General features: G+C 61.0%; 25 protein-coding genes and 1 pseudogene. 15 read left to right on the top strand and 11 right to left on the bottom strand.

All coding sequences use genetic code 11. The annotated features are described in order from the left end of the window. Positions 1-13 precede the first annotated feature (13 nt). Positions 14-1300 carry an MFS transporter gene (locus A3722_RS00980; RefSeq protein ID WP_067622873.1) on the bottom strand — a complete coding sequence of 429 codons (1287 nt, stop codon included), beginning with the start codon at positions 1298-1300 and terminating at the stop codon, positions 14-16. A gap of 173 nt (positions 1301-1473) precedes the next feature. On the opposite strand from A3722_RS00980, the gene thrS reads away from it, so the two are divergent. From thrS to A3722_RS00955, 5 genes are all read left to right on the top strand, one after another. Continuing rightward, complete coding sequence (gene thrS / locus A3722_RS00975) at positions 1474-3420, top strand: threonine--tRNA ligase (protein ID WP_067622875.1); 1947 nt, start codon at positions 1474-1476, stop codon at positions 3418-3420. Between the two features lie 224 nt (positions 3421-3644). Then, positions 3645-3947, top strand: coding sequence for a BufA1 family periplasmic bufferin-type metallophore (locus tag A3722_RS00970; protein WP_067622878.1), 303 nt, complete (start codon positions 3645-3647; stop codon positions 3945-3947). 63 nt (positions 3948-4010) lie between these two features. After that, positions 4011-4856 carry an MNIO family bufferin maturase gene (bufB, locus tag A3722_RS00965; protein WP_150119976.1) on the top strand — a complete coding sequence of 282 codons (846 nt, stop codon included), beginning with the start codon at positions 4011-4013 and terminating at the stop codon, positions 4854-4856. Further along, positions 4853-5611: an HvfC/BufC N-terminal domain-containing protein gene (locus tag A3722_RS00960; protein WP_067622884.1), complete on the top strand. Its 759-nt coding sequence runs from the start codon at positions 4853-4855 to the stop codon at positions 5609-5611. The genes bufB and A3722_RS00960 overlap by 4 nt, the downstream gene beginning before the upstream one ends. Beyond that, complete coding sequence (locus A3722_RS00955; protein WP_067622887.1) at positions 5608-6141, top strand: DoxX family protein; 534 nt, start codon at positions 5608-5610, stop codon at positions 6139-6141. Before A3722_RS00960 ends, A3722_RS00955 begins: the two co-directional genes overlap by 4 nt. On the opposite strand, the gene A3722_RS00950 is transcribed toward A3722_RS00955, so the two are convergent. Beyond that, complete coding sequence (locus tag A3722_RS00950) at positions 6138-6458, bottom strand: ArsC/Spx/MgsR family protein (RefSeq protein WP_067622932.1); 321 nt, start codon at positions 6456-6458, stop codon at positions 6138-6140. The two genes, A3722_RS00955 and A3722_RS00950, sit on opposite strands and share 4 nt — an antisense overlap. A 171-nt stretch (positions 6459-6629) precedes the next feature. Between A3722_RS00950 and A3722_RS00945 the strand changes: the two genes are divergently transcribed. After that, a complete protein-coding gene (locus tag A3722_RS00945) occupies positions 6630-6836 on the top strand; it encodes a cold-shock protein (RefSeq protein ID WP_067262111.1) in 207 nt (68 codons plus the stop codon). Positions 6837-6890: 54 nt separating this feature from the next. On the opposite strand, the gene A3722_RS22950 is transcribed toward A3722_RS00945, so the two are convergent. The 4 genes from A3722_RS22950 to A3722_RS00930 form a co-directional block, all read right to left on the bottom strand. Beyond that, positions 6891-7196 (bottom strand): hypothetical protein, encoded by a 306-nt coding sequence (locus A3722_RS22950; RefSeq protein WP_082849307.1) that lies wholly within the window; start codon positions 7194-7196, stop codon positions 6891-6893. 83 nt (positions 7197-7279) lie between these two features. Beyond that, on the bottom strand, positions 7280-8464 hold the full coding sequence (locus A3722_RS00940; protein WP_067622890.1) for a cytochrome P450: 1185 nt from the start codon (positions 8462-8464) through the stop codon (positions 7280-7282). 42 nt (positions 8465-8506) lie between these two features. After that, the gene (locus A3722_RS00935; RefSeq protein WP_067622893.1) at positions 8507-8986 is read right to left on the bottom strand and encodes a dihydrofolate reductase; all 480 of its coding nucleotides are present in this window, start codon (positions 8984-8986) and stop codon (positions 8507-8509) included. Continuing rightward, a complete protein-coding gene (locus A3722_RS00930; protein ID WP_067622896.1) occupies positions 8986-9819 on the bottom strand; it encodes a thymidylate synthase in 834 nt (277 codons plus the stop codon). The genes A3722_RS00935 and A3722_RS00930 overlap by 1 nt, the downstream gene beginning before the upstream one ends. 260 nt (positions 9820-10079) lie before the next feature. Between A3722_RS00930 and A3722_RS00925 the strand changes: the two genes are divergently transcribed. Beyond that, positions 10080-10514: a VOC family protein gene (locus A3722_RS00925; protein ID WP_067622898.1), complete on the top strand. Its 435-nt coding sequence runs from the start codon at positions 10080-10082 to the stop codon at positions 10512-10514. A gap of 151 nt (positions 10515-10665) precedes the next feature. After that, positions 10666-11412 (top strand): DUF1194 domain-containing protein, encoded by a 747-nt coding sequence (locus A3722_RS00920; RefSeq protein ID WP_067622901.1) that lies wholly within the window; start codon positions 10666-10668, stop codon positions 11410-11412. Here A3722_RS00920 and A3722_RS00915 read toward each other — a convergent pair. From A3722_RS00915 to A3722_RS00905, 3 genes are all read right to left on the bottom strand, one after another. Continuing rightward, on the bottom strand, positions 11406-11906 hold the full coding sequence (locus A3722_RS00915; protein WP_067622903.1) for a MarR family winged helix-turn-helix transcriptional regulator: 501 nt from the start codon (positions 11904-11906) through the stop codon (positions 11406-11408). The two genes, A3722_RS00920 and A3722_RS00915, sit on opposite strands and share 7 nt — an antisense overlap. Positions 11907-11990: 84 nt before the next feature. Next, positions 11991-12257, bottom strand: coding sequence for a succinate dehydrogenase assembly factor 2 (locus A3722_RS00910; protein WP_067622905.1), 267 nt, complete (start codon positions 12255-12257; stop codon positions 11991-11993). Then, positions 12250-12651, bottom strand: coding sequence for a helix-turn-helix domain-containing protein (locus A3722_RS00905; RefSeq protein WP_067622907.1), 402 nt, complete (start codon positions 12649-12651; stop codon positions 12250-12252). Before A3722_RS00905 ends, A3722_RS00910 begins: the two co-directional genes overlap by 8 nt. A gap of 85 nt (positions 12652-12736) precedes the next feature. Between A3722_RS00905 and A3722_RS00900 the strand changes: the two genes are divergently transcribed. Further along, the gene (locus tag A3722_RS00900; protein WP_067622935.1) at positions 12737-13939 is read left to right on the top strand and encodes a pyridoxal phosphate-dependent aminotransferase; all 1203 of its coding nucleotides are present in this window, start codon (positions 12737-12739) and stop codon (positions 13937-13939) included. Between the two features lie 9 nt (positions 13940-13948). Then, positions 13949-14350: a hypothetical protein gene (locus A3722_RS00895; protein WP_067622908.1), complete on the top strand. Its 402-nt coding sequence runs from the start codon at positions 13949-13951 to the stop codon at positions 14348-14350. Between the two features lie 3 nt (positions 14351-14353). Here the strand turns inward: A3722_RS00895 and A3722_RS00890 are convergent, their stop codons facing one another. Then, complete coding sequence (locus tag A3722_RS00890; protein ID WP_067622910.1) at positions 14354-15709, bottom strand: MATE family efflux transporter; 1356 nt, start codon at positions 15707-15709, stop codon at positions 14354-14356. 148 nt (positions 15710-15857) lie between these two features. On the opposite strand from A3722_RS00890, the gene A3722_RS00885 reads away from it, so the two are divergent. From A3722_RS00885 to A3722_RS00865, 5 genes are all read left to right on the top strand, one after another. Continuing rightward, a complete protein-coding gene (locus A3722_RS00885) occupies positions 15858-16745 on the top strand; it encodes an alpha/beta fold hydrolase (protein WP_067622912.1) in 888 nt (295 codons plus the stop codon). A 47-nt stretch (positions 16746-16792) separates the two neighbouring features. Next, positions 16793-17041, top strand: coding sequence for a hypothetical protein (locus A3722_RS00880; RefSeq protein ID WP_067622915.1), 249 nt, complete (start codon positions 16793-16795; stop codon positions 17039-17041). After that, entirely contained in the window at positions 17038-17415 is a 378-nt protein-coding gene (locus A3722_RS00875; RefSeq protein ID WP_067622918.1) for a type II toxin-antitoxin system death-on-curing family toxin, read from the top strand. The genes A3722_RS00880 and A3722_RS00875 overlap by 4 nt, the downstream gene beginning before the upstream one ends. A 96-nt stretch (positions 17416-17511) precedes the next feature. After that, on the top strand, positions 17512-19467 hold the full coding sequence (parE, locus tag A3722_RS00870) for a DNA topoisomerase IV subunit B (protein ID WP_067622921.1): 1956 nt from the start codon (positions 17512-17514) through the stop codon (positions 19465-19467). A 12-nt stretch (positions 19468-19479) separates the two neighbouring features. Then, complete coding sequence (locus A3722_RS00865; RefSeq protein WP_067622924.1) at positions 19480-20319, top strand: TIR domain-containing protein; 840 nt, start codon at positions 19480-19482, stop codon at positions 20317-20319. A gap of 56 nt (positions 20320-20375) precedes the next feature. On the opposite strand, the pseudogene A3722_RS00860 reads toward A3722_RS00865, so the two are convergent. Next, positions 20376-20669: pseudogene (locus A3722_RS00860) on the bottom strand (transposase); the annotation flags it as partial.

Below are 20669 nucleotides of genomic sequence, written 5' to 3'. Positions count from 1 at the left end.
GGATGAGGGCAAGTCAGTCCTCGGAAAGATGCTCAACCTCCGGCAGCCAATGGGCCAGAACCGCGGCGGCAACCGCCATCACGGCAAAGAGCATTAGCGTCGCCTGCGCCCCGATCAGCGCAGCACCACCGCCCAGCACCCCGGCCAGCAGCAAAAGCAATCCGATCACCGTATTGCTCACGGCGGCATAGGCGGCGCGGTGGTCTTTCGGGGCCATGTCGACCAGATAGGTCGAGCGCCCCTGCCGGACGCCATGATAAGCGATCATCAGGATGAACAGCACGCCGGGCATCGCCCAAACCGCCTGCGCCAAACCAAGGAACCACAGCCCCACCGCCAAGGCGATCGCCAGTGCGCCGACGATGCCCGTCAGCATCAGCACTCGGCGGCTCGACATATCTGACAGCCGCCCCCAGACATATGAGCTGACCAAGGATGCCAATGCCGAGGCCAGCACCAAGGCGCCCAACTGCCCCAACTGCCCGCCCTCCGACGATCCGGCCAGCACGACCAGATAGGGCGGCGCAAGGGCGGTCGATACCAAAAGCCCACGCACCAGAATGAACAGCCACAGGTCGCGATTGCCGCGCAGCAGTTTGAAATCCACGCCATCGGCCTTTTCGGTCTCGCTCGGCGTTTCTTCGATCGTAGAAAAAAGCAGCGCCGCCGCGACCCAAAGCCCCGCCGCCAGCGCAATCGCCACCACGACGACACCGCGGCTTTGAAACAGGCCCGACATCAAGAGCCCGGCAAAAATCACCACCCCGACCGAGGACACGGACCCCGCCAAACCGGTCACCGATCCACGCCGGGTTTTGCCCACGGTCTTGCCCAGAATTTCCTTGAACGACACCGAACAGGCGGCGCGGCAAACGGCCAGCAGCGCGAGGGCCGCGCAGATGGCATAGCCCGCCGTGGCCCCCTCAAGGCTCAGCGCGGCGAGGGCGATCAGCGCCGCCGCCACGCCCTGCCCGACCGAGCCCCACACCCAAGCCCATTTGCGCCGCGCCATGCGCTGCACCACGCCCGCCAGCGCGATCTGCGGCAAAAGCGATCCGGCCTCGCGGATCGGCACTAAGGCCCCCGCAAAGACCGCAGGCGCGCCGAGGGCACTCAGCAGCCACGCCAACACCAGCTTGGGATCGATCAGCCCATCGGCCACTTTTGTCATCGACAACGACAGGATATGGCGCAGCCCATTACGCGCCTCGGCCCGCTGCGCCTTGTCGTCCAACCCCGGTGCCGGGTCATCCGCCCCCGAAATCGTCTCGAAAGCGCGCTGCGCCGTGTCGTCTTGCATGCGACCCATCCTCGTTGTTGCCCGCCTGACATAGCGCGCCGCCGCAGGGCCGCAACTTGCCTGCCCAAGGTCCCGCTCGCATTGACAAAACGCCCCCGCCCCGCCACATAGGCGCAACACATAACCCGCAACCGGGCGTCTCGTAGGCGCCAAACCGACGAGGAGCGCCCAAGATGGCCCAAATCTCCCTCACCCTTCCCGATGGCAATAGCCGCCAATATGACGCTGGTATCACCGCTGGCGAAGTGGCTGCCGACATCTCAAAATCCTTGGGCAAAAAGGCCATCAGCGCCACCGTCAACGGTGCGCATTTCGATCTGGCGTGGCCGATCGAAGCGGACGCCGACATTGCGATCCACACCATGGCCGACGAAGAACAGGCCAATGAACTGGTGCGCCACGATCTCGCGCATATCATGGCCCGCGCCGTGCAGGAAATCTGGCCCGACACCAAGGTCACCATCGGCCCGGTGATCAAGGATGGCTGGTACTACGACTTTGACCGCAAAGAGCCCTTCACCCCAGAAGACCTCGGCGCGATCGAAAAGAAGATGAAAGAGATCATTAACAAACGCGATCCCGTCCGGACCGAGGTTTGGGACCGCGCCCGCGCGATCAAACATTACGAGGACTTGAACGAGCCCTATAAAGTCGAGCTGATCAACGCGATCCCCGGCGATGAGCCTTTGCGGATGTATTGGCACGGCGATTGGCAAGACCTCTGCCGTGGCCCGCACCTGCAACACACCGGCCAAGTGCCGGGCGATGCGTTCAAGCTGATGTCCATCGCCGGTGCCTATTGGCGCGGCGACTCGAGCCGCGCGATGCTGCAACGCATCTACGGCGTGGCCTTCACCGGCAAGGAAAAGCTGCGCGCGCATCTCAACATGCTCGAAGAAGCCGCCAAGCGCGACCACCGCAAGCTGGGCAAAGAGATGGGCCTGTTCCACATGCAGGAAGAGGCACCGGGCCAAGTCTTCTGGCACCCCAACGGCTGGCGCATCTACACCACCTTGCAGGACTACATGCGCCGGATGCAGGACCGCGACGGCTATGTCGAGGTGAACACCCCGCAGGTCGTCGACCGCAAACTGTGGGAGAAATCCGGCCACTGGGACAAATATCAAGAGAACATGTTCATCGTTGAAGTCGACGAGGAACATGCCCGCGAAAAGGCGGTGAACGCGCTCAAGCCGATGAACTGCCCCTGCCATGTGCAGGTGTTTAACCAAGGCCTGAAATCCTACCGCGACCTGCCGCTCAGGATGGCCGAGTTCGGATCCTGCGCGCGCTATGAGCCTTCGGGGGCGCTGCATGGCATCATGCGGGTGCGCGGCTTTACCCAAGACGATGGGCATATCTTCTGCGCCGAGGATCAGATCACCTCGGAAACCGCCAAGTTCATCGCCTTTCTGTCGAAGGTCTATGCCGACCTCGGGTTTGAGAACTGGACCATCAAGCTCTCCACCCGCCCCGAAAAGCGGATCGGTTCCGATGAGACATGGGACAACATGGAGAAGGCGCTTGGCGATGCTTGCAAGGCCGCGGGCTATGACTTTGAGGTGCTGGAGGGCGAAGGCGCTTTCTACGGGCCGAAGCTGGAGTTCACTCTGACCGACGCCATCGGGCGCAACTGGCAATGCGGCACCCTGCAGGTCGATGCCAACCTGCCCGAGCGGCTGGAGGCGAGCTTCATTGGGCAGGACGGCAACAAGCACCGCCCTGTGATGCTGCACCGCGCCACTTTGGGCAGTTTCGAGCGTTTCATCGGCATCCTGATCGAAGAACACGCGGGCAAGCTGCCCTTCTGGCTGGCCCCGCGTCAGGTGGTCGTGGCCTCCATCACGTCTGAAGCGGATGGCTATGTGGCCGAGGTCGTCGAGACCCTGAAAGCCGCTGGTGTGCGTGCGGAAGCCGACATGCGTAACGAGAAGATCAACTACAAAGTCCGTGAGCATTCGGTCGGCAAAGTGCCGGTGATCCTCGCCGTCGGGGCGCGTGAGGTTGAAGAGCGTACCGTTTCCGTGCGCCGTCTGGGGCAAAAGCAGACTTCGGTGCAGCCGCTGGATGCACTCACCGCCGAACTGGCGCAGGACGCGACCCCGCCTGACCTGCGTTAACGGCTTGTAACAAATCTGCGCTCCGGCGGTCTTGCGGGCAGCTTGCCCCCTGCCCGCCGGAGCGTTTTTGTAACAATCATTCCCTTCCTGCGCGGGAAGGTTACAATTTTCGCTAGTTTTCCGCGTGATTTCTGACGGGACCGTGACGCACTCCCTCGTGACTGGCTTGTGAGGAAGCAGGCTGCTCTAGTAAACCTGTTCAAACCATCAGGAAGGAAACGACAATGTCCACCACACTCAAAACCGCCGCCATCGCAGGGGCCGTCGCCGCCGCGCTGAGCAGCCACGCCACCACCGCCACCGCCGCTTCGCAAGAGAAATGCTTTGGCGTTTCGCTGGCCGGTGAGAACGACTGCGCAGCGGGCCCCGGCACCACCTGCGCGGGCACCTCTGTGACCGATTACCAAGGCAACGCATGGACCCTCGTTGACGAAGGCACCTGCGCCGAGATCGACCTGCCCGAGATGGCAGACGGGACCGAGCGGACCGGCTCTTTGGAAGCGCTCGACCGCGACCTGCCCGCTTAATCTATAGCGTTCCGGGCGGCATCCCCGCCCGGAACCCCGCCCCGCAACATGCCGGAGGCCGTTATGCGCGACGATACCCCCCCTGTTACAACACTGCCCAATGCCCCCGGCGTCGGATTTAAATCTCGACATTTCGATGGCTTGATGGCCGATTCTGGCCCGGTCCGCTGGATCGAGGTGCATGCTGAAAACTACATGGGCGACGGTGGCCGCCCCCATGCGCAACTACGCGCCTTGCAAGACCGTTTCGCCCTGTCGGTCCATGGTGTCGGCCTGTCGATCGGTGGCGAAGGGCCGCTGGACGCGGCCCATCTGGCACGGCTCAAAACCCTCTGTGACCGAACGCAGCCCGCGTCCTTCTCCGAACATTTGGCGTGGTCGACCCATGGGATGGAGTATCTCAACGATCTCCTTCCGCTGCCCTACACCGAGGAAACGCTGACCCGTGTGGCGTCACATATCAACCAAGTCCAAGATGGACTGGGTCGGCAAATGCTGCTGGAAAACCCCTCCAGCTACCTTGCATTCGCGGAATCCGACTTGTCTGAAACAGACTTTTTGACAGAGATTATAGCGCGCACCTCCTGCGGTCTCTTGCTGGATGTCAACAATGTCTTCATTTCGGCCACCAATCTCGGGCTGTCGCCACAGGGCTACATCGACGCCTTTCCGACAGACCATGTGGGCGAGGTTCATGTGGGCGGCCATGATGACGACACTGACGATCACGGTGCGCCACTTTTGATCGACAGCCATGGCAAACCGGTCGTCGATCCTGTTTGGGACCTGCTAAGCTACACGCTGGCCCAAACCGGGCCAAAGCCGGTGCTGGTCGAGTGGGACAATGACGTGCCCGACTGGCCCGTCCTACGGGCCGAAGCCACCCGCGCCGCTGAGGTGCTGGTGTGACCGACCAACACAGCTTTCGCGCGGCCCTGCTTGATCCGTCACGGTCTGCACCCGATGGGCTGCGCGATGGCCGGGGGCAACCGGCGGGCGCGCGCTATGGCGTCTATCGCAACAACGTCACGCATTCCCTGATCGCCGCGCTCGAAGTGGCCTTTCCCCTTGTGCGCAAGCTGATCGGCGCCCGCAACTTTGCCGAATTGGCCCCCCTTTACGTCCGGGCGCATCCGCCGACATCTCCGATGATGATGCATTACGGCACGGATTTCCCCGCCTTTATCGCGGCTTTCGCCCCTTTGGCCAAGATTGGCTACCTCGCCGATGCGGCACAGCTCGACCTCGCGCTGCGTGCCTCCTATCACGCGGCTGACGCGGCTCCGCTTGATCCGAAGGTCTTCGAAACGCTTGGACCCGATGCATTGATGGGGGCAAGGCTCTCCCTCGCGCCCGCAACCCGCCTCTTGCGGTCAGACTGGCCGCTTTTCGACATCTGGCGCTATAGTTTCACCGAGGATGCGCCCAAGCCCCGCAGCGCAGCGCAGGATGTGATAATCACCCGCCCCGCCTTTGATCCCGCGCCGGATCTGCTGCCGCCCGGTGCGGCGCTATGGCTATCCCACCTTGCCGACGGCTTGCCCTTCGGGGCGGCCCATGACGCCACGGCGGGCGCCCAGCCCGCGTTTGACCTCGCCGCCGCCTTGACCCTCGCCCTGAGCCACGGTGTCTTCAGCGCAATTTCCTTGGAGGGCAGTAAATGACCCAGCTTCTCACCCTATACCGCAACGCCGCCGACCGTCTGGAGCGGGCCGACTGGCTGCTTCCGACCCTCGCCCGGTTCCTCTTTGCCGCAGTGTTGCTGGTCTATTTCCTGAATGCCGGGCTGACCAAACTCGGGCCCGGCCCCTTGGGCCTCCTTACCCCATCCACCGGAGCCTATGCGCAAATCTTCCCCCGCTTGTTTGAGGCCGTAGGCTATGACAGTGACGCGCTTGGGGTGTTCCATTGGCTCGTCGTCGTCGCCGGAACGGTGGCGGAATTTATCTTGCCGCTGCTCATTGTCTTTGGCCTGCTGACCCGACTGGCGGCACTGGCGATGGTGGGCTTTGTCGTGGTGCAATCACTTACCGATCTTTACGGCCATGGCAGCGCGCTTGGCGCGTGGTTCGACCGCTTTCCCGATGCCCATATCCTTGACCAGCGGGCGCTCTGGGTGTTCTTGCTTTTGGTACTCGTCGTCAAAGGCGCCGGCCCATTGTCACTGGACCGGCTGATTACAGGTCGAAGTTAAAGCATCGCATGAACGTCAGCTTCTATCTCTTTGTTCCAACCTAGAAATAGCTTGTCACCCACCGAGATCAGAGGCCGTTTCATCAGCGCTGGATGAGCTTCTATCAGGGCGAGCGGGGCCTGCTTGCGCGTCTCTTCATCCAGCCCCCGCCAAGTGGTGGAGCGGGTGTTGAGCAAGGCCGCGCCAAATTGCTCATGGGCCTGCGTCAAAACCGCCCTTGGCACGCCCGCCTCCCGAACATCGACCAACTGCGCCTCTGGCAGCGCCTTTTTCGCCTTGCGACAGCTGTCACAGTTTTTCACCCCACAAATTAGCACATCCGTCTCCCTCAACCACGCGATCGCGCCCCCAATTGCGGGTTTCGCACCTGATCGCTTGATTTTTTCCAAGTCCGCGCGATCTTTCTATTATGGCGGGTCGCAATTCAATCGCTTTCGCCATTCTGCTCGACGCAGAGACGCAAAGACAAAGGAGGCGCGGAGAAGATTATGCCGACTGGCACCGTGAAATGGTTTAACACCACCAAAGGCTACGGGTTCATCGCCCCCGAGAGCGGCGGTAACGATGTATTTGTTCATATTTCAGCGGTCGAACGCTCTGGCCTGACCGGCTTGGCGGATGATCAAAAGGTCAGCTACGAGCTGACCGAAGGCCGCGACGGTCGGCAGATGGCCACCGATCTCGCCCTGCTCTAGCGACGATATCGCAAAAGAACACCCGGCGTCCCGCGCCGGGCGTTGCTTGAGAGCTCACTGATACGAACAGCCCTTTGCCCCGACCGGGCAAGGCACGCGGGCTGAACGGCGCAGTGTCACTGCGCGGTGCGGGTGGCGATGGCGGTGGACAACCGGATGCGCTTTGACCTCTGCATAGGTCATGGGCTGGTTCGGTGTCCCGCAGCCAATCGCGCCGCCAAGCGTCACCGGCTGCAATCCAGCCGGGCAATAATTCGCGCTACTAGGATAGGCATAGACCTTAGGCTCGGCCGAAGCCTGACCGGCCAAACCCGCAGAAAGCAGCCCTACCGCCGCGGCAATAGCTGTCGTTAGACGCATGATAATCCTCGCAATTATATACAATATGAACGAAGATTGCCGGGGCGCTTTCATCAAGTCCAGTCTTTTATGGCAGTGCGCCTTTAACTCAACCGCGCCGGAAGCGTCGCATAACCGTGAAAACGGATGCGCCCACCGCCCTGACGCGCCGCGCTGATTTCATAGTCCGGGTAACGGTTCAGAAAGCGTTGGAGGGCGATTTTCCCTTCCATCCGTGCCAAGGTCAGCCCCACGCAGACATGCGGACCACCGGCAAAGGCCAGATGCCGATTGGGTTTGCGCCCGATACCGAATTTCGTCGGTTCCTCAAAGACTTCCGGGTCGCGGTTGGCCGCTCCGATGCAAAGATGCAGGTTGGTCCCCGCGGCAATCTCCACCCCGCCGATCGTGACGGGGGCCGTGGCCTCGCGGTTGCCGAACTGATTGGGCGAACGGAAGCGCAGCACCTCTTCGATACAGGGGCCGATCAGCGCGGGCTCCGCCAGCAATCGCGCCTTTTGATCCGGGTGGTCATGGAGCAGCGCGAGGGCGCTGCCGATCAGGTTGGTGGTCGTCTCATGGCCTGCGTTGAGAATAAAAATGCAGTTTTGAATCAACTCGATCTCGGTCAACTGCCCGCCGTCATCTCCGGCAATGAGCCGCGTCAGCACGTCGGTTTCAGGATCCCCCGGATCAGCCCGGCGCCGGGCGATGAGGTCTTGCAGATAGGCTTTGAACGCGCGCACCGCAGTATGGCCCGCCTCCAACTCCGCTTCGCTCAAGGTAGGCTCCAGCGCGCCGAGAATTGCCAGCGACCAGTCCCGAAGGGGCCCGCGTTCTTCCATCGGGACGTCCAGCAGGTTGCCGATGATCTGCACCGGAATGCAACTGGCATAGTCCTCAATTAGGTCCGGCGTGGGGCCCAGCCCTTCCAGCAGACGGTCGACCGTGTCGATCAGCCCCGGCTCCATCCGTGCCAGCGCCTTGGGCGTCAGGGCCGATGTCATGATCCGCCGCACGCGGGTGTGCAACGGTGGGTCATTGAACACGAGGCTTGTGGTGTGATGCTCAAACAGAGGGCTGCCAGGGCCGAATTTCGGCGCGAAGGCCAGCTTTTTGTCCGAGATATAAAGCGTGGTGTCGCGGTAAATCGCGTTCAGGTCCGCGTGGCGGCAGATCAGCACAGAGCCATCGGGCTGGCGCAGCACCGGGGCCTCGCGCAGCAGGCGGTCGTAATGGGGGAATGGGTTTTCGACAAACCCCTCAGGCGGTGCGGACAGATCAAACATAGGCCGCAGTGATGCGTGCCGCGCGGCCTATGTCAATGGTTGTCACCGGCGGCGCAGCCACTCCCGCGCGATGGCGCGCGGGCCCTTGGCGCGCAGGCAGAGATTGCCAAGCTCAATCCATTCTTCGGGGTCAAACTCGGGGAAAAATGCGTCTGCCGCGTCGATTTCCACGTCGACTTCGGTCACCAAGAGCCGATCCGCCAAGGGCAGAAGCGCGCGGTAGATGCCTTCGCCGCCGATGCCGTAGACCCGGCGATACCCCTCGGCCGCGCAATGGCCCAAGGCCGCCTGCGGGTCGCGCGCCACATGGACGCCCTCAATATCAGTACTGGAGACCACGCAATTCAGACGGTTCTTCAAAGGCTTGAACGGCAGGCTTTCCCATGTGCGGCGCCCCATGATGATGGCACCGCCGGTGGTTTCGCGCTGAAAGAATTTCAGGTCTTCGGGCAGCGACCAAGGGATATCCCCGTCTTTGCCAATGGCACCATTGCGGGCGCGGGCGACGATCAGGCTCAGCATCAGACGGCCACCGGCGCTTTGATAGCTGGGTCGGGGTCATAGCCTTCGAAGGTGAAATCCTCATAGCGGAAATCAAAGATCGAGCTCACCTCGCGGTTGATCCGCAGCTTTGGCAGCGGCTTGGGGGTGCGCGCAAGTTGGGTCTGCACCTGTTCCAGATGGTTGGAATAGATATGCGCGTCGCCCATCGAATGCACGAAATCGCCCGGTGCGTAGCCAGTGACATGGGCCAACATCTCCAGCAGCAGCGCGTAGGAGGCGATGTTGAACGGCACGCCAAGGAACATATCCGCCGAGCGCTGATAAAGCTGCAAATGCAGCTTGCCGCCCGCGATGCGTACCTGCCATAGCGTATGGCAGGGCGGCAGCGCCATCTGATCTACCTCGCCGGGGTTCCACGCCGAAACGATCAGCCGGCGGCTGTCGGGGGTCTTGCGGATCGCCTCGACCAGCTTGGCGATTTGATCGACTTGACCGGCCTGATGCAGCACCGTCCCATCGGGCTGCGGCATCGGCTCACCCACCATCGGAAAACGCCGCCATTGATGGCCATAGACCGGGCCGAGGTCACCGTTCTCATCCGCCCATTCGTCCCAGATGCGAACGCCATTTTCCTTGAGGTAGCCGATGTTCGTGTCGCCCGAGAGGAACCACAAAAGTTCATGCACGATGGATTTCAGATGCAGCTTCTTCGTCGTCACCAGCGGGAAGCCATCGGCCATCCGGTAGCGCTGTTGCATCCCGAAATGAGAGATCGTCCCCGTTCCCGTGCGGTCGGTCGAGGTCACCCCCTGATCCAGCACTTCGCGCAGCGCATCATGGTACTGTTTCACGCAGGCACCCCCCCGTTATCCGTGGCATTTGTCATTGCATACCCTTCCGCGCCGCGCGCCTCAAGGCGGCTTTGCGGGGGCAATCGCCTGACAATGCCGATGCCGCCTTTGACACCGGTGGTTTCGCGCCTAAACTCTCTATCAAAGCGCGGCGGGCATATTTTGCCGCTTCCCGTTTTGTGACGACTTTTTGACGACGAATTTTCGGCCCGAACAGGGTGTTTCATCCCTCCCCAAGCGGCCCAACTGAAGGAAAACCGATGCCCATCAAATACTTGCATACAATGGTGCGCGTGAAGGATCTGGACGCCTCTATCGCATTTTACAAACTTCTGGGCCTTGTGGAACGGCGCCGGATCGACAACGATGGGGGCCGGTTCACGCTGGTTTTCCTCTGCCCGCCGGGCATGGACGATGGCCATGCGGATGTGGAGCTGACCTATAACTGGGACGGCGATGACGCGCTGCCCAGTGACAGCCGCCATTTTGGTCACCTCGCCTATACGGTCGAGAATATCTATGAGACCTGCCAGCACCTGCAAGACAACGGCGTGACCATCAACCGCCCGCCGCGGGACGGGCGGATGGCCTTTGTCCGCTCGCCCGACAATATCTCGGTCGAATTGCTGCAAGAGGGTGACGCCCTGCCCGAGCAGGAACCTTGGGCCAGCATGGAAAACACCGGTCATTGGTAAGGCTCTGCATCAGTGCCCTGCTGGCGCTGATGCTCGCGCCCATGGGCGCAGCGCGGGCGGGCCTTTGTCGTCACGCGCGGCGTCCGGTGCGTGATGTGCCCTCTTCGGTCGCCCCAAAGGAGGGGCCGCCGGGGCTGAACGGATCGCTGGGATGATCCGCGCGGCCCTCGCCCTTTTTCTCACGATCAATGCCATTCCATCGGCCGAGGCCGCTTGTCGGCAGGCGCTTGCCTTGGGGCTGGATGTCTCTGGTTCGGTCGATGCGCGAGAGTATCGGTTGCAGATCGGTGGTTTGGCCGACGCGCTGAACGATCCGCGTGTGCGGGACGCCCTGCTGGCGCTGCCGGAGCATGGCGTCGACCTGATGATCTATGAATGGAGCGGATCCAGTGATCAGACGGTGATCTTACCTTGGACCACGTTGAGCGATGCGGCGGCGCTTGAGGGGGCCATCGCACTTTTGCGCAGCACCGAGCGGCGTGAGGCGTCTCCCGGCACGGCATTGGGGGATGCGATGCAGTTTGGCGCAGGCCAGTTGGCGATGCGCGCCGCCTGCCAGAAACACACGCTGGATATCTCGGGCGATGGCATCTCGAACTTCGGTCCGCGGCCTCGGGATATACGCGACAGGTTGCAAGCCCAGCCCCTCGGGCCACAGGAGCTGACCATCAACGGTTTGGTGATCGGCGCGGAAGACCCGGCGCTTGGCGACAGTCAACAGGGCGGGGTCGGCGCGCTGGCGTCATACTACCGGGCCGAAGTCATGCTCGGCCCCGGCGCTTTCGTTGAGACGGCAGAGGGGTTTGAGGACTACGCCCGCGCTATGACACGCAAGCTCTTGCGGGAAGTGGAGGGGAGGGTCTACTCGAACCTCATCCCTCCTGCCCGCGATCAGTAGATATAGCGGATCTGATCCGTCCAATACCGCTCCATCCGTTTGAGAGAGCGGGTGATATCCTCGATTCCTGCATCGCCCAGCACGCCCTTGTGTTCCATCCCATCGGCATGGCGCGAGAAAAGTTCGGCCACCACATCGCGGATATAACGCCCCTTTTCGGTCAGCCGAACGCGGACGGACCGGCGGTCAATTTCGCAGCGCTGGTGATGCATATAGCCCATTTCGACCAACTTCTTGAGGTTGTAGCTGACGTTGCTGCCCTGATAGTAGCCACGGCTTTTCAGCTCGCCCGCGGTCACCTCGTTATCGCCGATGTTGAACAAAAGCAGCGCCTGCACGGCGTTGATCTCTAACACGCCGACACGTTCGAATTCGTCCTTGATCACGTCCAGCAGCAAGCGGTGCAACCGCTCGACCAAGGACAGGGACTCAAGATAGCCTGCCATAAAACCCTTTATGGCCATCGGCTGCGCAGCGGGGTCTTGAATGCTCATGCGAAATCTCCGGTTCACCTTGTTCGAACCGGAAACTCGCTGAAAAATCAGAATAATTCGTTAAACCCTTTCGGGTTTTTTGAATCAGCCCCGCGCCTCGGCCAATTGCCCGCGGATATCCGTGACCAATGCTGCATAGTCGGCGGGGGCCTCGGCCTGTCCGCTCACCCAAAGATAGAGGTCGTAGTCATTCTCATTGAGCATCTGATCATAGAGCGTAAGCCCCGCGTCATCCATCTGCGGCAGCCGCGCCTCGGCATAGGCCGATAGGATCAGGTCCATCTCTTTGATGCCCCGGCGCATGGAGCGCATTTGCAGGCGTTTCAACCGGTGTTCATGGACCTCAGGCATCTGCGGGCTCCGTCATAAGGCGCCGAATGCGCTTTTCCATTTTCCCGACAGTCTCGGCCTTTTTCAGCAGGTCGCTGCGCAGGGCGCGCATGTCGGCCAGCACCTCTTCAAGATCGACGCGGCGCGCGGTTTCGCCCGCTTCGGGAGCATCGACCCCTTCGCCTTCGCCATTGATCAGCCACATCATAGAGACATTGAGCAGCCCCGCCAGCATCGAAAGCCGGTTGGCGCGCGGCTCGGACAGGTCTTCTTCCCAGCCGCGCAAAGTCGCCAGACGCACGCCCAGCCGTTTGGCCAGCATCGCCTGTGTCATGCCGGTCTGTTCGCGGGCCGCCGCGACCCGGTCGCCAAAGGTGGCGGCCTCAGGCCCGTACCAGTCAATCTCGTCGGTCATGCTTTATCTCCTGCCAGACACCCTTGCCGGGTGCGGGGCCGCCCCCTATGAACGTGGGGATATTCATAAGCAACCCGAGGCTGAAATGGAACTGCTGTCCGCGACCCTTGATCGGGTCAAACCGTCGCCCACCATCGCCGTCACTACCAAGGCGGCAGAACTCAAGGCCGCGGGGCGCGATATTATCGCACTTGGCGCGGGCGAGCCGGACTTTGACACGCCGCAGAATATCAAGGACGCCGCCGTCGCCGCGATCAACGCAGGCAAGACGAAATACACCCCCGTGGATGGCATCCCCGAGTTGAAACAGGCGATCTGCGCCAAGTTCAAACGCGACAACGGGCTGGACTATACGCCCGCACAGGTCAGCGTCGGCACCGGGGGCAAGCAGATCCTCTACAACGCGCTGATGGCAACGATGAACCCCGGCGAAGAAGTCGTGATCCCCGCGCCCTATTGGGTCAGCTATCCCGATATGGTGCTGCTCGCAGGCGGCACCCCGGTGATCGCGCCCGCCACGCTTGAGAATAACTTCAAACTGACCCCCGAGGCGCTGGATGAGGCGATCACGCCGAAGACCAAATGGTTCATCTTCAACTCGCCCTCGAACCCTACCGGGGCGGGCTATAGCCGCGACGAGTTGAAGGCGCTGACCGATGTGCTGATGCGCCACCCGCATGTCTGGGTGATGAGTGATGATATGTACGAGCACCTCGCCTATGACGGTTTCGCGTTCTGCACCCCGGCTGAGGTGGAACCCGCGCTTTACGACCGCACGCTGACCGTCAACGGCGTGTCCAAAGCCTATGCCATGACGGGCTGGCGCATCGGTTATGCCGCAGGCCCGGAAAAGCTGATCGGCGCGATGCGCAAAATCCAGTCGCAAAGCACGTCGAACCCCTGCTCGGTCAGCCAGTGGGCCGCGGTTGAGGCACTGAACGGCACGCAGGATTACATCGCTGAGAACAACGAGATGTTCGTGCGCCGCCGCAATCTGGTGGTCGAGATGCTCTCGGCCATTGAGGGCATCACCTGCCCGACACCCGAGGGGGCGTTTTACGTCTACCCCTCCATCGCCGGGCTGATCGGTAAGACCTCGGCGGCGGGCACCAAGATCTCAGATGATGAGACCTTTGCCACCGCGCTGCTTGACGAAACCGGCGTTGCGGTCGTCTTTGGCGCGGCCTTCGGTCTTTCGCCGAATTTCCGCGTCAGCTACGCTACGTCTGACGACGCGCTGAAAGAAGCATGCACCCGCATCCAGACTTTCTGTGCCGGGCTGACGTAAAGGCGAACCATGGCAGGCGATCTTCCCGACTATTATTTCAGGATCCGCGAGAATGGCGCGGCGGTGTTTCGGCTGGATGCCGCAAACCGCCAGCGCCGGATCGAGATGGAGCAGATCGCCGTCGTCAACATCCGCAACGGTGAGGTAAAGCCTCACGGGCAGCACCGTCTAACCGATGCCGATAAGTCCGAGATCGCCCGCTGGACAAAGGCGCGCCGCGAAACCCTTGCCGCGCGGGAGATTGACGACATCCGCCGCGCGGTGGATTATCTGAACCTCACCACCCAATGGGCGCAATCGCGCGCCACGGACGCCGAGCTTGAGGCGGTGACGGATGACTTGTTGTTGGCAATGCACGACCTGCGCAGCACGCTGGTGCGCAAAAAGGCGGATCGGATGGATCGGGGCTGAGGGTTACCCGGCCAGTGACTTAACCGTGACGCCCCAGAACCGCGCGTTGAGCAGCAGCCCCGCAACGCCCAGCCCGGCCACCAGACCGGCCCAAATGCCCATCGCTCCGAACCCCAGCGTAAAGCCAAGGAAATAGGAGCAGGGCATGCCGACCACCCAATAGCTGATCGCGGCCATCACCATCGGGATCTTGGTATCCTGCACCCCGCGCAGCAGGCCAAGCGCCACGACCTGCGCCCCGTCGACCAGTTGAAACAGCGCGGCCATGACCAGAAGGCCGGTGCCGATGGCAAGGATCTCAACCCGCGCAGGCTCATCCTCTTGCATGAAAACCGAGATCAACGGCTCGGGCCAGCCCACAAAACCGACCATAGTGATCAGCGCAAAGACCAGCGACAGGACCGTGACAATCACCGCCCCGCGCTTCATATGCGGCACGTCGCGGCGGCCATAGGCATTGCCCGCGCGGATCGTGGCGACATTGCTCAGCCCCAGATGCACCATGAAGGTCAGAGAGGCGAGCTGGATCGCAATCCCATGCGCCGCCAGCGGGATCGTCCCCAGCCAGCCCATCATCAACGATGAGGCCGCAAACAGACCGACTTCGCTTAGCGTGGTCAGACCAATCGGCAGCCCCAGCGTAAAGACCCGCACCAGCATCTGCGTATCAACCCGCCAGAGCCGCACGAACAGACTGTGTTGCGGCAGGGCGATCAGCACGTAGATCACCACCCCGATCAGCGAGACGCATTGCGTCGTGACCGAGGCCACCGCCGCGCCCATCACGCCAAGCTCCGGCGCGCCCCAGTTGCCGAAGATCAGCGCGTAGTTCGCCATCGCATTGATCACGGCGGCCAGCAGCGTGATCCACAGCACGACCTGAGTCCGCTCCAAGGCAGCAAGGTAGGATTTCAGCACCATCACCAGCAGCGCAGGCACAATCCCCCAGCCTGCGACTTTGAGGTAATCCCCCGCCGTATCGGCAAGGTTGGGCCCCTGCCCCAGCAGGTCCAGCACCGCAGGTGACCAGATCATCGCAGGCAGCGCGATCATCGCAAAACCCACCGACAGCCACAGCCCCATGCGCGTGGCGCGGCGCAGGCCAATCTCATCATCCTCGGCGTCATAGGCGGCCACCAGCGGCATCACCGCCATGGCAAAGCCCGAACCGAAGATGAACAGCACGAAGAAATAGGTGCTGCCCAGAACAACCGCCGCCAGCGCCTCGACCGAATACCAGCCCAGCATGACCGTATCGGTCACCCCGATGGCCATCTGCGCCAGATGCCCGCCGATCAGCGGCAGGCCAAGCGTCAGGATCGCCCGGACGTGATTGCGGTTGGTCATTACTTTGGTCATGGGCCAGCCTTACGCCGGGCCGCTGCAAAGGGAAAGTCCGGTTTTTGCGCTCTGCCATAGGGTTGCGGGGCTTTCTTGCCCTGATTTTGCCATGAATTCCTTGCGTCTGCGGCCCTGAGCGGCAAAGCTGATGGCAGGAGGGCTCGCGATGGAACCAACACGGACCGAAACCCGCCGCGTGAACGGTCAGGAGATTTTCATACGCCATTGGGGCGATGAGAACCTGCCGCCGCTGCTCATGCTCCATGGCTTTCCCGAATATGGCGGCGCATGGCGCGATCTGGCCCCGCTGCTTTGCCAGCACTTCCATTGCATCGCCCCCGACCAGCGCGGCTATGGCCAAAGCAGCGCGCCCGAAGGGATCGAACCCTACGCGATGGCGCATCTTATGGCCGATATGGCCGCGTTGATCGGAGACAGGCCAGTGACGGTTTTAGCGCATGACTGGGGCGCTTCGGTGGGCTACGCACTGGCGATGTTCCGGCCCGAATTGGTGGCCCGGCTGATCATTCTCAACGGCGTGCATCCCGTGCCTTTTCAGCGTGCCATGGCCGCAGGCGGTGCACAGTCCCGCGCCTCGCAATATATCAACGCGCTGCGCGCCGAAGGCAGCGCGGTGAGGCTGGCCAAAGACGACTTCGCCGGGCTGCTAAAGCTCTTTTCGGCGCATATGGACCTGAGTTGGCTGACCACAGAGCGGCTTGAGGATTACCGCGCGGAATGGGGGCGTCCGGGGCGGCTGAGGGCGATGATCAACTGGTATCGCGCCTCCCCCCTGCAGGTCGCGCCCCCCGGCAAGCCCCTGCGCGACCTGCCAGAATTCCCGGTTGAACGTTTGCGCGTGAACTGCCCGCATCTGCTGATCTGGGGGGCCGAGGATACCGCCCTTTTGCCCGAAGCCACCGCGGGGCTGGAAACCTTTGCGCCAGACCTTACCCGGATTGAGATAGAAGGCGCGGACCACTGGTTGCACCACCAAAAACCGTCGGTTGTGGCAAAGGCGATCCTTGATTGGTGCAGGGCGCGGCCCTTGTAAAATGCGCAACCAAATGTATATTGAGATGTGTATTCAGGAGCCACGCCATGACTCGCATCCATACCAACCACATCGCCACCATGACCGAAATGCGCGAACCGCATAAGGTATTGGAACGCTCTGGCGGCAAACCCGTGGCGGTGATGAAGAACTCACGTTGTGTGGGGTATTTCGTACCAGCCGAGGCGACCCTGCAGGAGGAGCCGCGCGTGGCCACGCTAGATGAGGTGATGAAGAGCATTGCCCGCAGAAAGCACATCAACCAGCCGGTTCTGGACTATCTCAAAGATAAATGACCTATGTGCTGCTTTCACCTGACCTCGTCGTCAGGATCCACGATTCCGCGTTAAACCCCGGTGAGTTGGCCGGCATGGCCTTAGACAAATCGCTCGAAGGAGCGCTGGCACGGGTCGACAACCGACTGGTCTACGGCATGATCGAAGATGTCTTTGACCTCGCTGCGGCTTATTGCGTGGCGGTTGCCACTGGGCATGTCTTCAACGACGCGAACAAGCGAACCGCGCATCTCGTTCTCGATATCTGTCTTGATCTCAATGGGGTGCAACTTGACCACGACACCGTCGAGGCAGGCGACCTGATCCGCGAAGTGGCTCAACGGCGCATCGACGAAGACACCCTCGCCGATTGGCTACGCGCCAAGGCCACCTGACCACTCCAAATCCGGCCCATTAGACAAACCCGCGATTGCCCCCGGCGCGCGGGGCTGTCAAAATGGCCCCCACCCACAAACAAAGAGCAGGCCCGCATGACCGATCTTCTTTCCGGCCAGGAACCCACCGAATACGATGCCTCCTCCATCGAAGTGCTGGAGGGGCTGGAGCCTGTCCGCAAGCGCCCCGGCATGTATATCGGCGGCACCGATGAACGCGCTCTGCACCACCTCGTGGCCGAAGTGCTCGACAACTCAATGGACGAAGCGGTGGCGGGCCATGCCAACCGGATCGAGGTGGAGCTGAACGCCGATTATTCGGTCACCATTCGCGACAACGGCCGCGGCATCCCGATTGACCCGCACCCGAAGTTTCCCGACAAATCCGCGCTTGAAGTGATCCTCTGCACGTTGCACGCAGGCGGCAAGTTCTCGGGCAAAGCCTATCAGACCTCGGGCGGTCTGCACGGGGTTGGTGCATCTGTGGTTAACGCGCTGTCGGATTCGATGGTGGTGCAGGTCGCGCGCAACCGCGAACTGTTCGAACAACGCTTCTCCCGCGGGATCCCGCAAGGCCCGGTGGAGAAGATCGGCGCGGCGCCCAACCGGCGCGGCACCACAGTGACTTTCCACGCGGATGAGCAGATTTTCGGCGCCCACCGTTTCAAACCCGCCCGCCTGCTCAAGATGGTCCGGTCCAAAGCCTATCTGTTCTCCGGCGTCGAAATCCGCTGGAAATCTGAGATTGAAGACGGCGACACGCCGATGGAGGCGACTTTTCACTTCCCCGGCGGCCTGGCTGATTACCTGCGCGAAACACTTGGCAAATCAACCACCTATGCCGAAAACCCCTTTGCCGGAACGGTCGAGTTCCAAGAACGCTTTGGCGTGCCGGGCAAGGTCGAATGGGCGATCAACTGGACGCCCGCGCGTGACGGCTTCATCCAGTCCTACTGTAACACCGTGCCCACGCCCGAGGGCGGCACTCACGAAGGCGGCTTCTGGGCTGCGATCCTCAAAGGCATCCGCGCTTATGGCGAATTGGCGAACAACCGCAAGGCCAAGGACATCACCCGCGACGACCTGATCACCGGGGGCTGCGCGCTGGTGTCTTGCTTCATCCGCGAGCCGGAATTCGTGGGCCAGACCAAAGACCGCCTCGCCACAACCGAGGCCGCACGTTTGGTTGAGAACGCCGTGCGCGACCACTTTGACAACTGGCTGGCGGCGGACACGAAATCCGCCGGTGCCATCCTCGATTTCCTCGTCCTGCGCGCCGAGGAACGGATGCGCCGCAAGCAGGAAAAGGAAACCGCCCGCAAATCCGCCACCAAGAAGTTGCGCCTGCCCGGCAAGCTGACCGATTGCACCAGCAAGACCCGCGAAGGCACCGAGTTGTTCATCGTTGAGGGCGACTCGGCGGGCGGCTCTGGCAAGGGCGCGCGCAACCGCAATACGCAGGCGCTGCTGCCGCTCAAGGGTAAGATCCTGAACGTGCTGGGTGCCGCCTCAAGCAAGCTCACGACCAACGCCGAGATCAACGACCTTTGCGAAGCGCTTGGCGTCGGCATGGGCACGAAATTCAACCTCGACGATCTGCGCTATGACAAGATCATTATCATGACCGACGCCGACGTCGACGGCGCGCATATCGCGTCGCTGTTGATGACGTTTTTCTTCACCCAAATGCGGCCGCTGATCGACGCGGGGCATCTGTACCTCGCCTGCCCGCCGCTGTTCCGCCTGACGCAGGGGGCGAAACGGGTCTATTGCCTTGATGAGGCAGAGAAAAACATGTGGTTGGAGAAGGGTCTCGGCGGCAAAGGCAAGATTGATGTCAGCCGCTTCAAGGGTCTGGGCGAGATGGACGCGAAGGACCTGAAAGAGACCACGATGGACCCCGAAACCCGCAAGCTCATCCGCGTGACCGTGGATGAGGACGTGCCGGGGGAAACCGGGGATCTGGTTGAGCGGCTGATGGGGAAAAAGCCGGAGATGCGGTTCGCGTATATTCAGCAGAACGCGCAGTTTGTGGAGGAGTTGGATGTTTGAGAAAGGTATTTAATGACAAATGTTTTTATAAGCTGGAGCGGTGAAACGAGTAGGAAGATCGCTGAGGAACTTTACCGCTGGATCCCTTCGGTGCTTCAATTTGCACAACCCTATTTTACCCCAAATGATGTCGAAAAGGGCGCGAAATGGAGTTCAGAGATCGCGCAGAAACTATCTGACACTCATGTCGGCGTGATATGCCTGACACGGGAAAACTATGAGAAATCGTGGATCCTTTTTGAAGCGGGTGCGCTTTCGAAAGACTTAGGAAAATCAAAGGTATGTTCGGTTCTATTTGGAATGGAAAATACGGATTTAAGCGGCCCCTTGGCGACATTTCAAACCACAAATTTCGATAAAGACGACTTCAGAAAGGTGCTCAGCACGATAAATGAGGCTGGGGAGGACAACCATCTGCCGAAAGACACATTTGATCGTGTGTCTGAAATGTGGTGGCCTCAATTAGAGGCGAAAATCAGTGAGATAATGACTGATGAGGGCGCACAAGAGAGAGGTGAACTGCGAAGTGAACGGGAACTCTTAGAAGAGGTTTTATCCCTGAGCCGTCTGTTAGCTCGGAAAACAAGATCGGTTGAGCGGGATTTCTCACCCAATGCGCTACTACATATAATTAGGAACGCAAGCGGACTACTAGCCGATGCAATCACCCATAGCGATTTGAATATTTTTCGGGCAGTGGTCGAATTGAGCGATGCAGTTACGCATATTGCTCGGGGATCGGCCTTGCACGAAGAATTGAAAGAAGAGCTTAAAATGCTGCAGGTCAAAATTTCCGAAACTGAAAAAAGACTAGATAGAGCGCAGCAGATAGATGACGTGATTCCGTTTTAATGGGAGTGTCATGAACTTTGTGTATCTGGCCTGGCCCATGCGGGTTTTAGATACAGTCACGCATTGAAGCGATCCTCGAACATTATGGCGAAATGATTGCGGGCCGCAAACCATTCTCGAACATTCCGGCCGCCTTTCTCAAAGTTGCGGATCGCCAAGTAGATCAGCTTCGTTGCAGCGTCTTCGGTCGGGAACGATCCCCGCGTCTTGATCGATTTGCGGATTACACGGTTCAAGCTTTCAATCATTGCCCGGCAGGCGCATGCAAAGCATGCTGCCGAGAGGGGGCGTTGGTGGTGTAGATGATCTTCCGGATGGCAGGATCAAAAGCAAAGAACGGGATCACTTCC

The organism is Sulfitobacter sp. HI0027 (genome assembly GCF_001634775.1).
Taxonomy (GTDB): domain Bacteria; phylum Pseudomonadota; class Alphaproteobacteria; order Rhodobacterales; family Rhodobacteraceae; genus Sulfitobacter.
The sequence above is the reverse complement of the archived record's forward strand: the minus strand, read 5'-3'. Positions and strand labels throughout refer to the sequence as shown.

Excerpts from the sequence above, each read along its gene's own strand:
- A3722_RS00880 (WP_067622915.1), top strand. The coding sequence starts at position 16,793 with ATGACTCGCATCCATACCAACCACATCGCCACCATGACCGAAATGCGC.
- parE (WP_067622921.1), top strand. The coding sequence starts at position 17,512 with ATGACCGATCTTCTTTCCGGCCAGGAACCCACCGAATACGATGCCTCC.
- A3722_RS00945 (WP_067262111.1), top strand. The coding sequence starts at position 6,630 with ATGCCGACTGGCACCGTGAAATGGTTTAACACCACCAAAGGCTACGGG.
- A3722_RS00875 (WP_067622918.1), top strand. The coding sequence starts at position 17,038 with ATGACCTATGTGCTGCTTTCACCTGACCTCGTCGTCAGGATCCACGAT.
- A3722_RS00925 (WP_067622898.1), top strand. The coding sequence starts at position 10,080 with ATGCCCATCAAATACTTGCATACAATGGTGCGCGTGAAGGATCTGGAC.
- thrS (WP_067622875.1), top strand. The coding sequence starts at position 1,474 with ATGGCCCAAATCTCCCTCACCCTTCCCGATGGCAATAGCCGCCAATAT.
- A3722_RS00865 (WP_067622924.1), top strand. The coding sequence starts at position 19,480 with ATGACAAATGTTTTTATAAGCTGGAGCGGTGAAACGAGTAGGAAGATC.
- A3722_RS00910 (WP_067622905.1), bottom strand. The coding sequence starts at position 12,257 with ATGCCTGAGGTCCATGAACACCGGTTGAAACGCCTGCAAATGCGCTCC.
- A3722_RS00970 (WP_067622878.1), top strand. The coding sequence starts at position 3,645 with ATGTCCACCACACTCAAAACCGCCGCCATCGCAGGGGCCGTCGCCGCC.
- A3722_RS00890 (WP_067622910.1), bottom strand. The coding sequence starts at position 15,709 with ATGACCAAAGTAATGACCAACCGCAATCACGTCCGGGCGATCCTGACG.
- A3722_RS00920 (WP_067622901.1), top strand. The coding sequence starts at position 10,666 with ATGATCCGCGCGGCCCTCGCCCTTTTTCTCACGATCAATGCCATTCCA.
- A3722_RS00915 (WP_067622903.1), bottom strand. The coding sequence starts at position 11,906 with ATGAGCATTCAAGACCCCGCTGCGCAGCCGATGGCCATAAAGGGTTTT.
- A3722_RS00940 (WP_067622890.1), bottom strand. The coding sequence starts at position 8,464 with ATGTTTGATCTGTCCGCACCGCCTGAGGGGTTTGTCGAAAACCCATTC.
- A3722_RS22950 (WP_082849307.1), bottom strand. The coding sequence starts at position 7,196 with ATGCGTCTAACGACAGCTATTGCCGCGGCGGTAGGGCTGCTTTCTGCG.
- A3722_RS00900 (WP_067622935.1), top strand. The coding sequence starts at position 12,737 with ATGGAACTGCTGTCCGCGACCCTTGATCGGGTCAAACCGTCGCCCACC.
- A3722_RS00935 (WP_067622893.1), bottom strand. The coding sequence starts at position 8,986 with ATGCTGAGCCTGATCGTCGCCCGCGCCCGCAATGGTGCCATTGGCAAA.
- bufB (WP_150119976.1), top strand. The coding sequence starts at position 4,011 with ATGCGCGACGATACCCCCCCTGTTACAACACTGCCCAATGCCCCCGGC.
- A3722_RS00895 (WP_067622908.1), top strand. The coding sequence starts at position 13,949 with ATGGCAGGCGATCTTCCCGACTATTATTTCAGGATCCGCGAGAATGGC.
- A3722_RS00980 (WP_067622873.1), bottom strand. The coding sequence starts at position 1,300 with ATGCAAGACGACACGGCGCAGCGCGCTTTCGAGACGATTTCGGGGGCG.
- A3722_RS00955 (WP_067622887.1), top strand. The coding sequence starts at position 5,608 with ATGACCCAGCTTCTCACCCTATACCGCAACGCCGCCGACCGTCTGGAG.
- A3722_RS00905 (WP_067622907.1), bottom strand. The coding sequence starts at position 12,651 with ATGACCGACGAGATTGACTGGTACGGGCCTGAGGCCGCCACCTTTGGC.
- A3722_RS00885 (WP_067622912.1), top strand. The coding sequence starts at position 15,858 with ATGGAACCAACACGGACCGAAACCCGCCGCGTGAACGGTCAGGAGATT.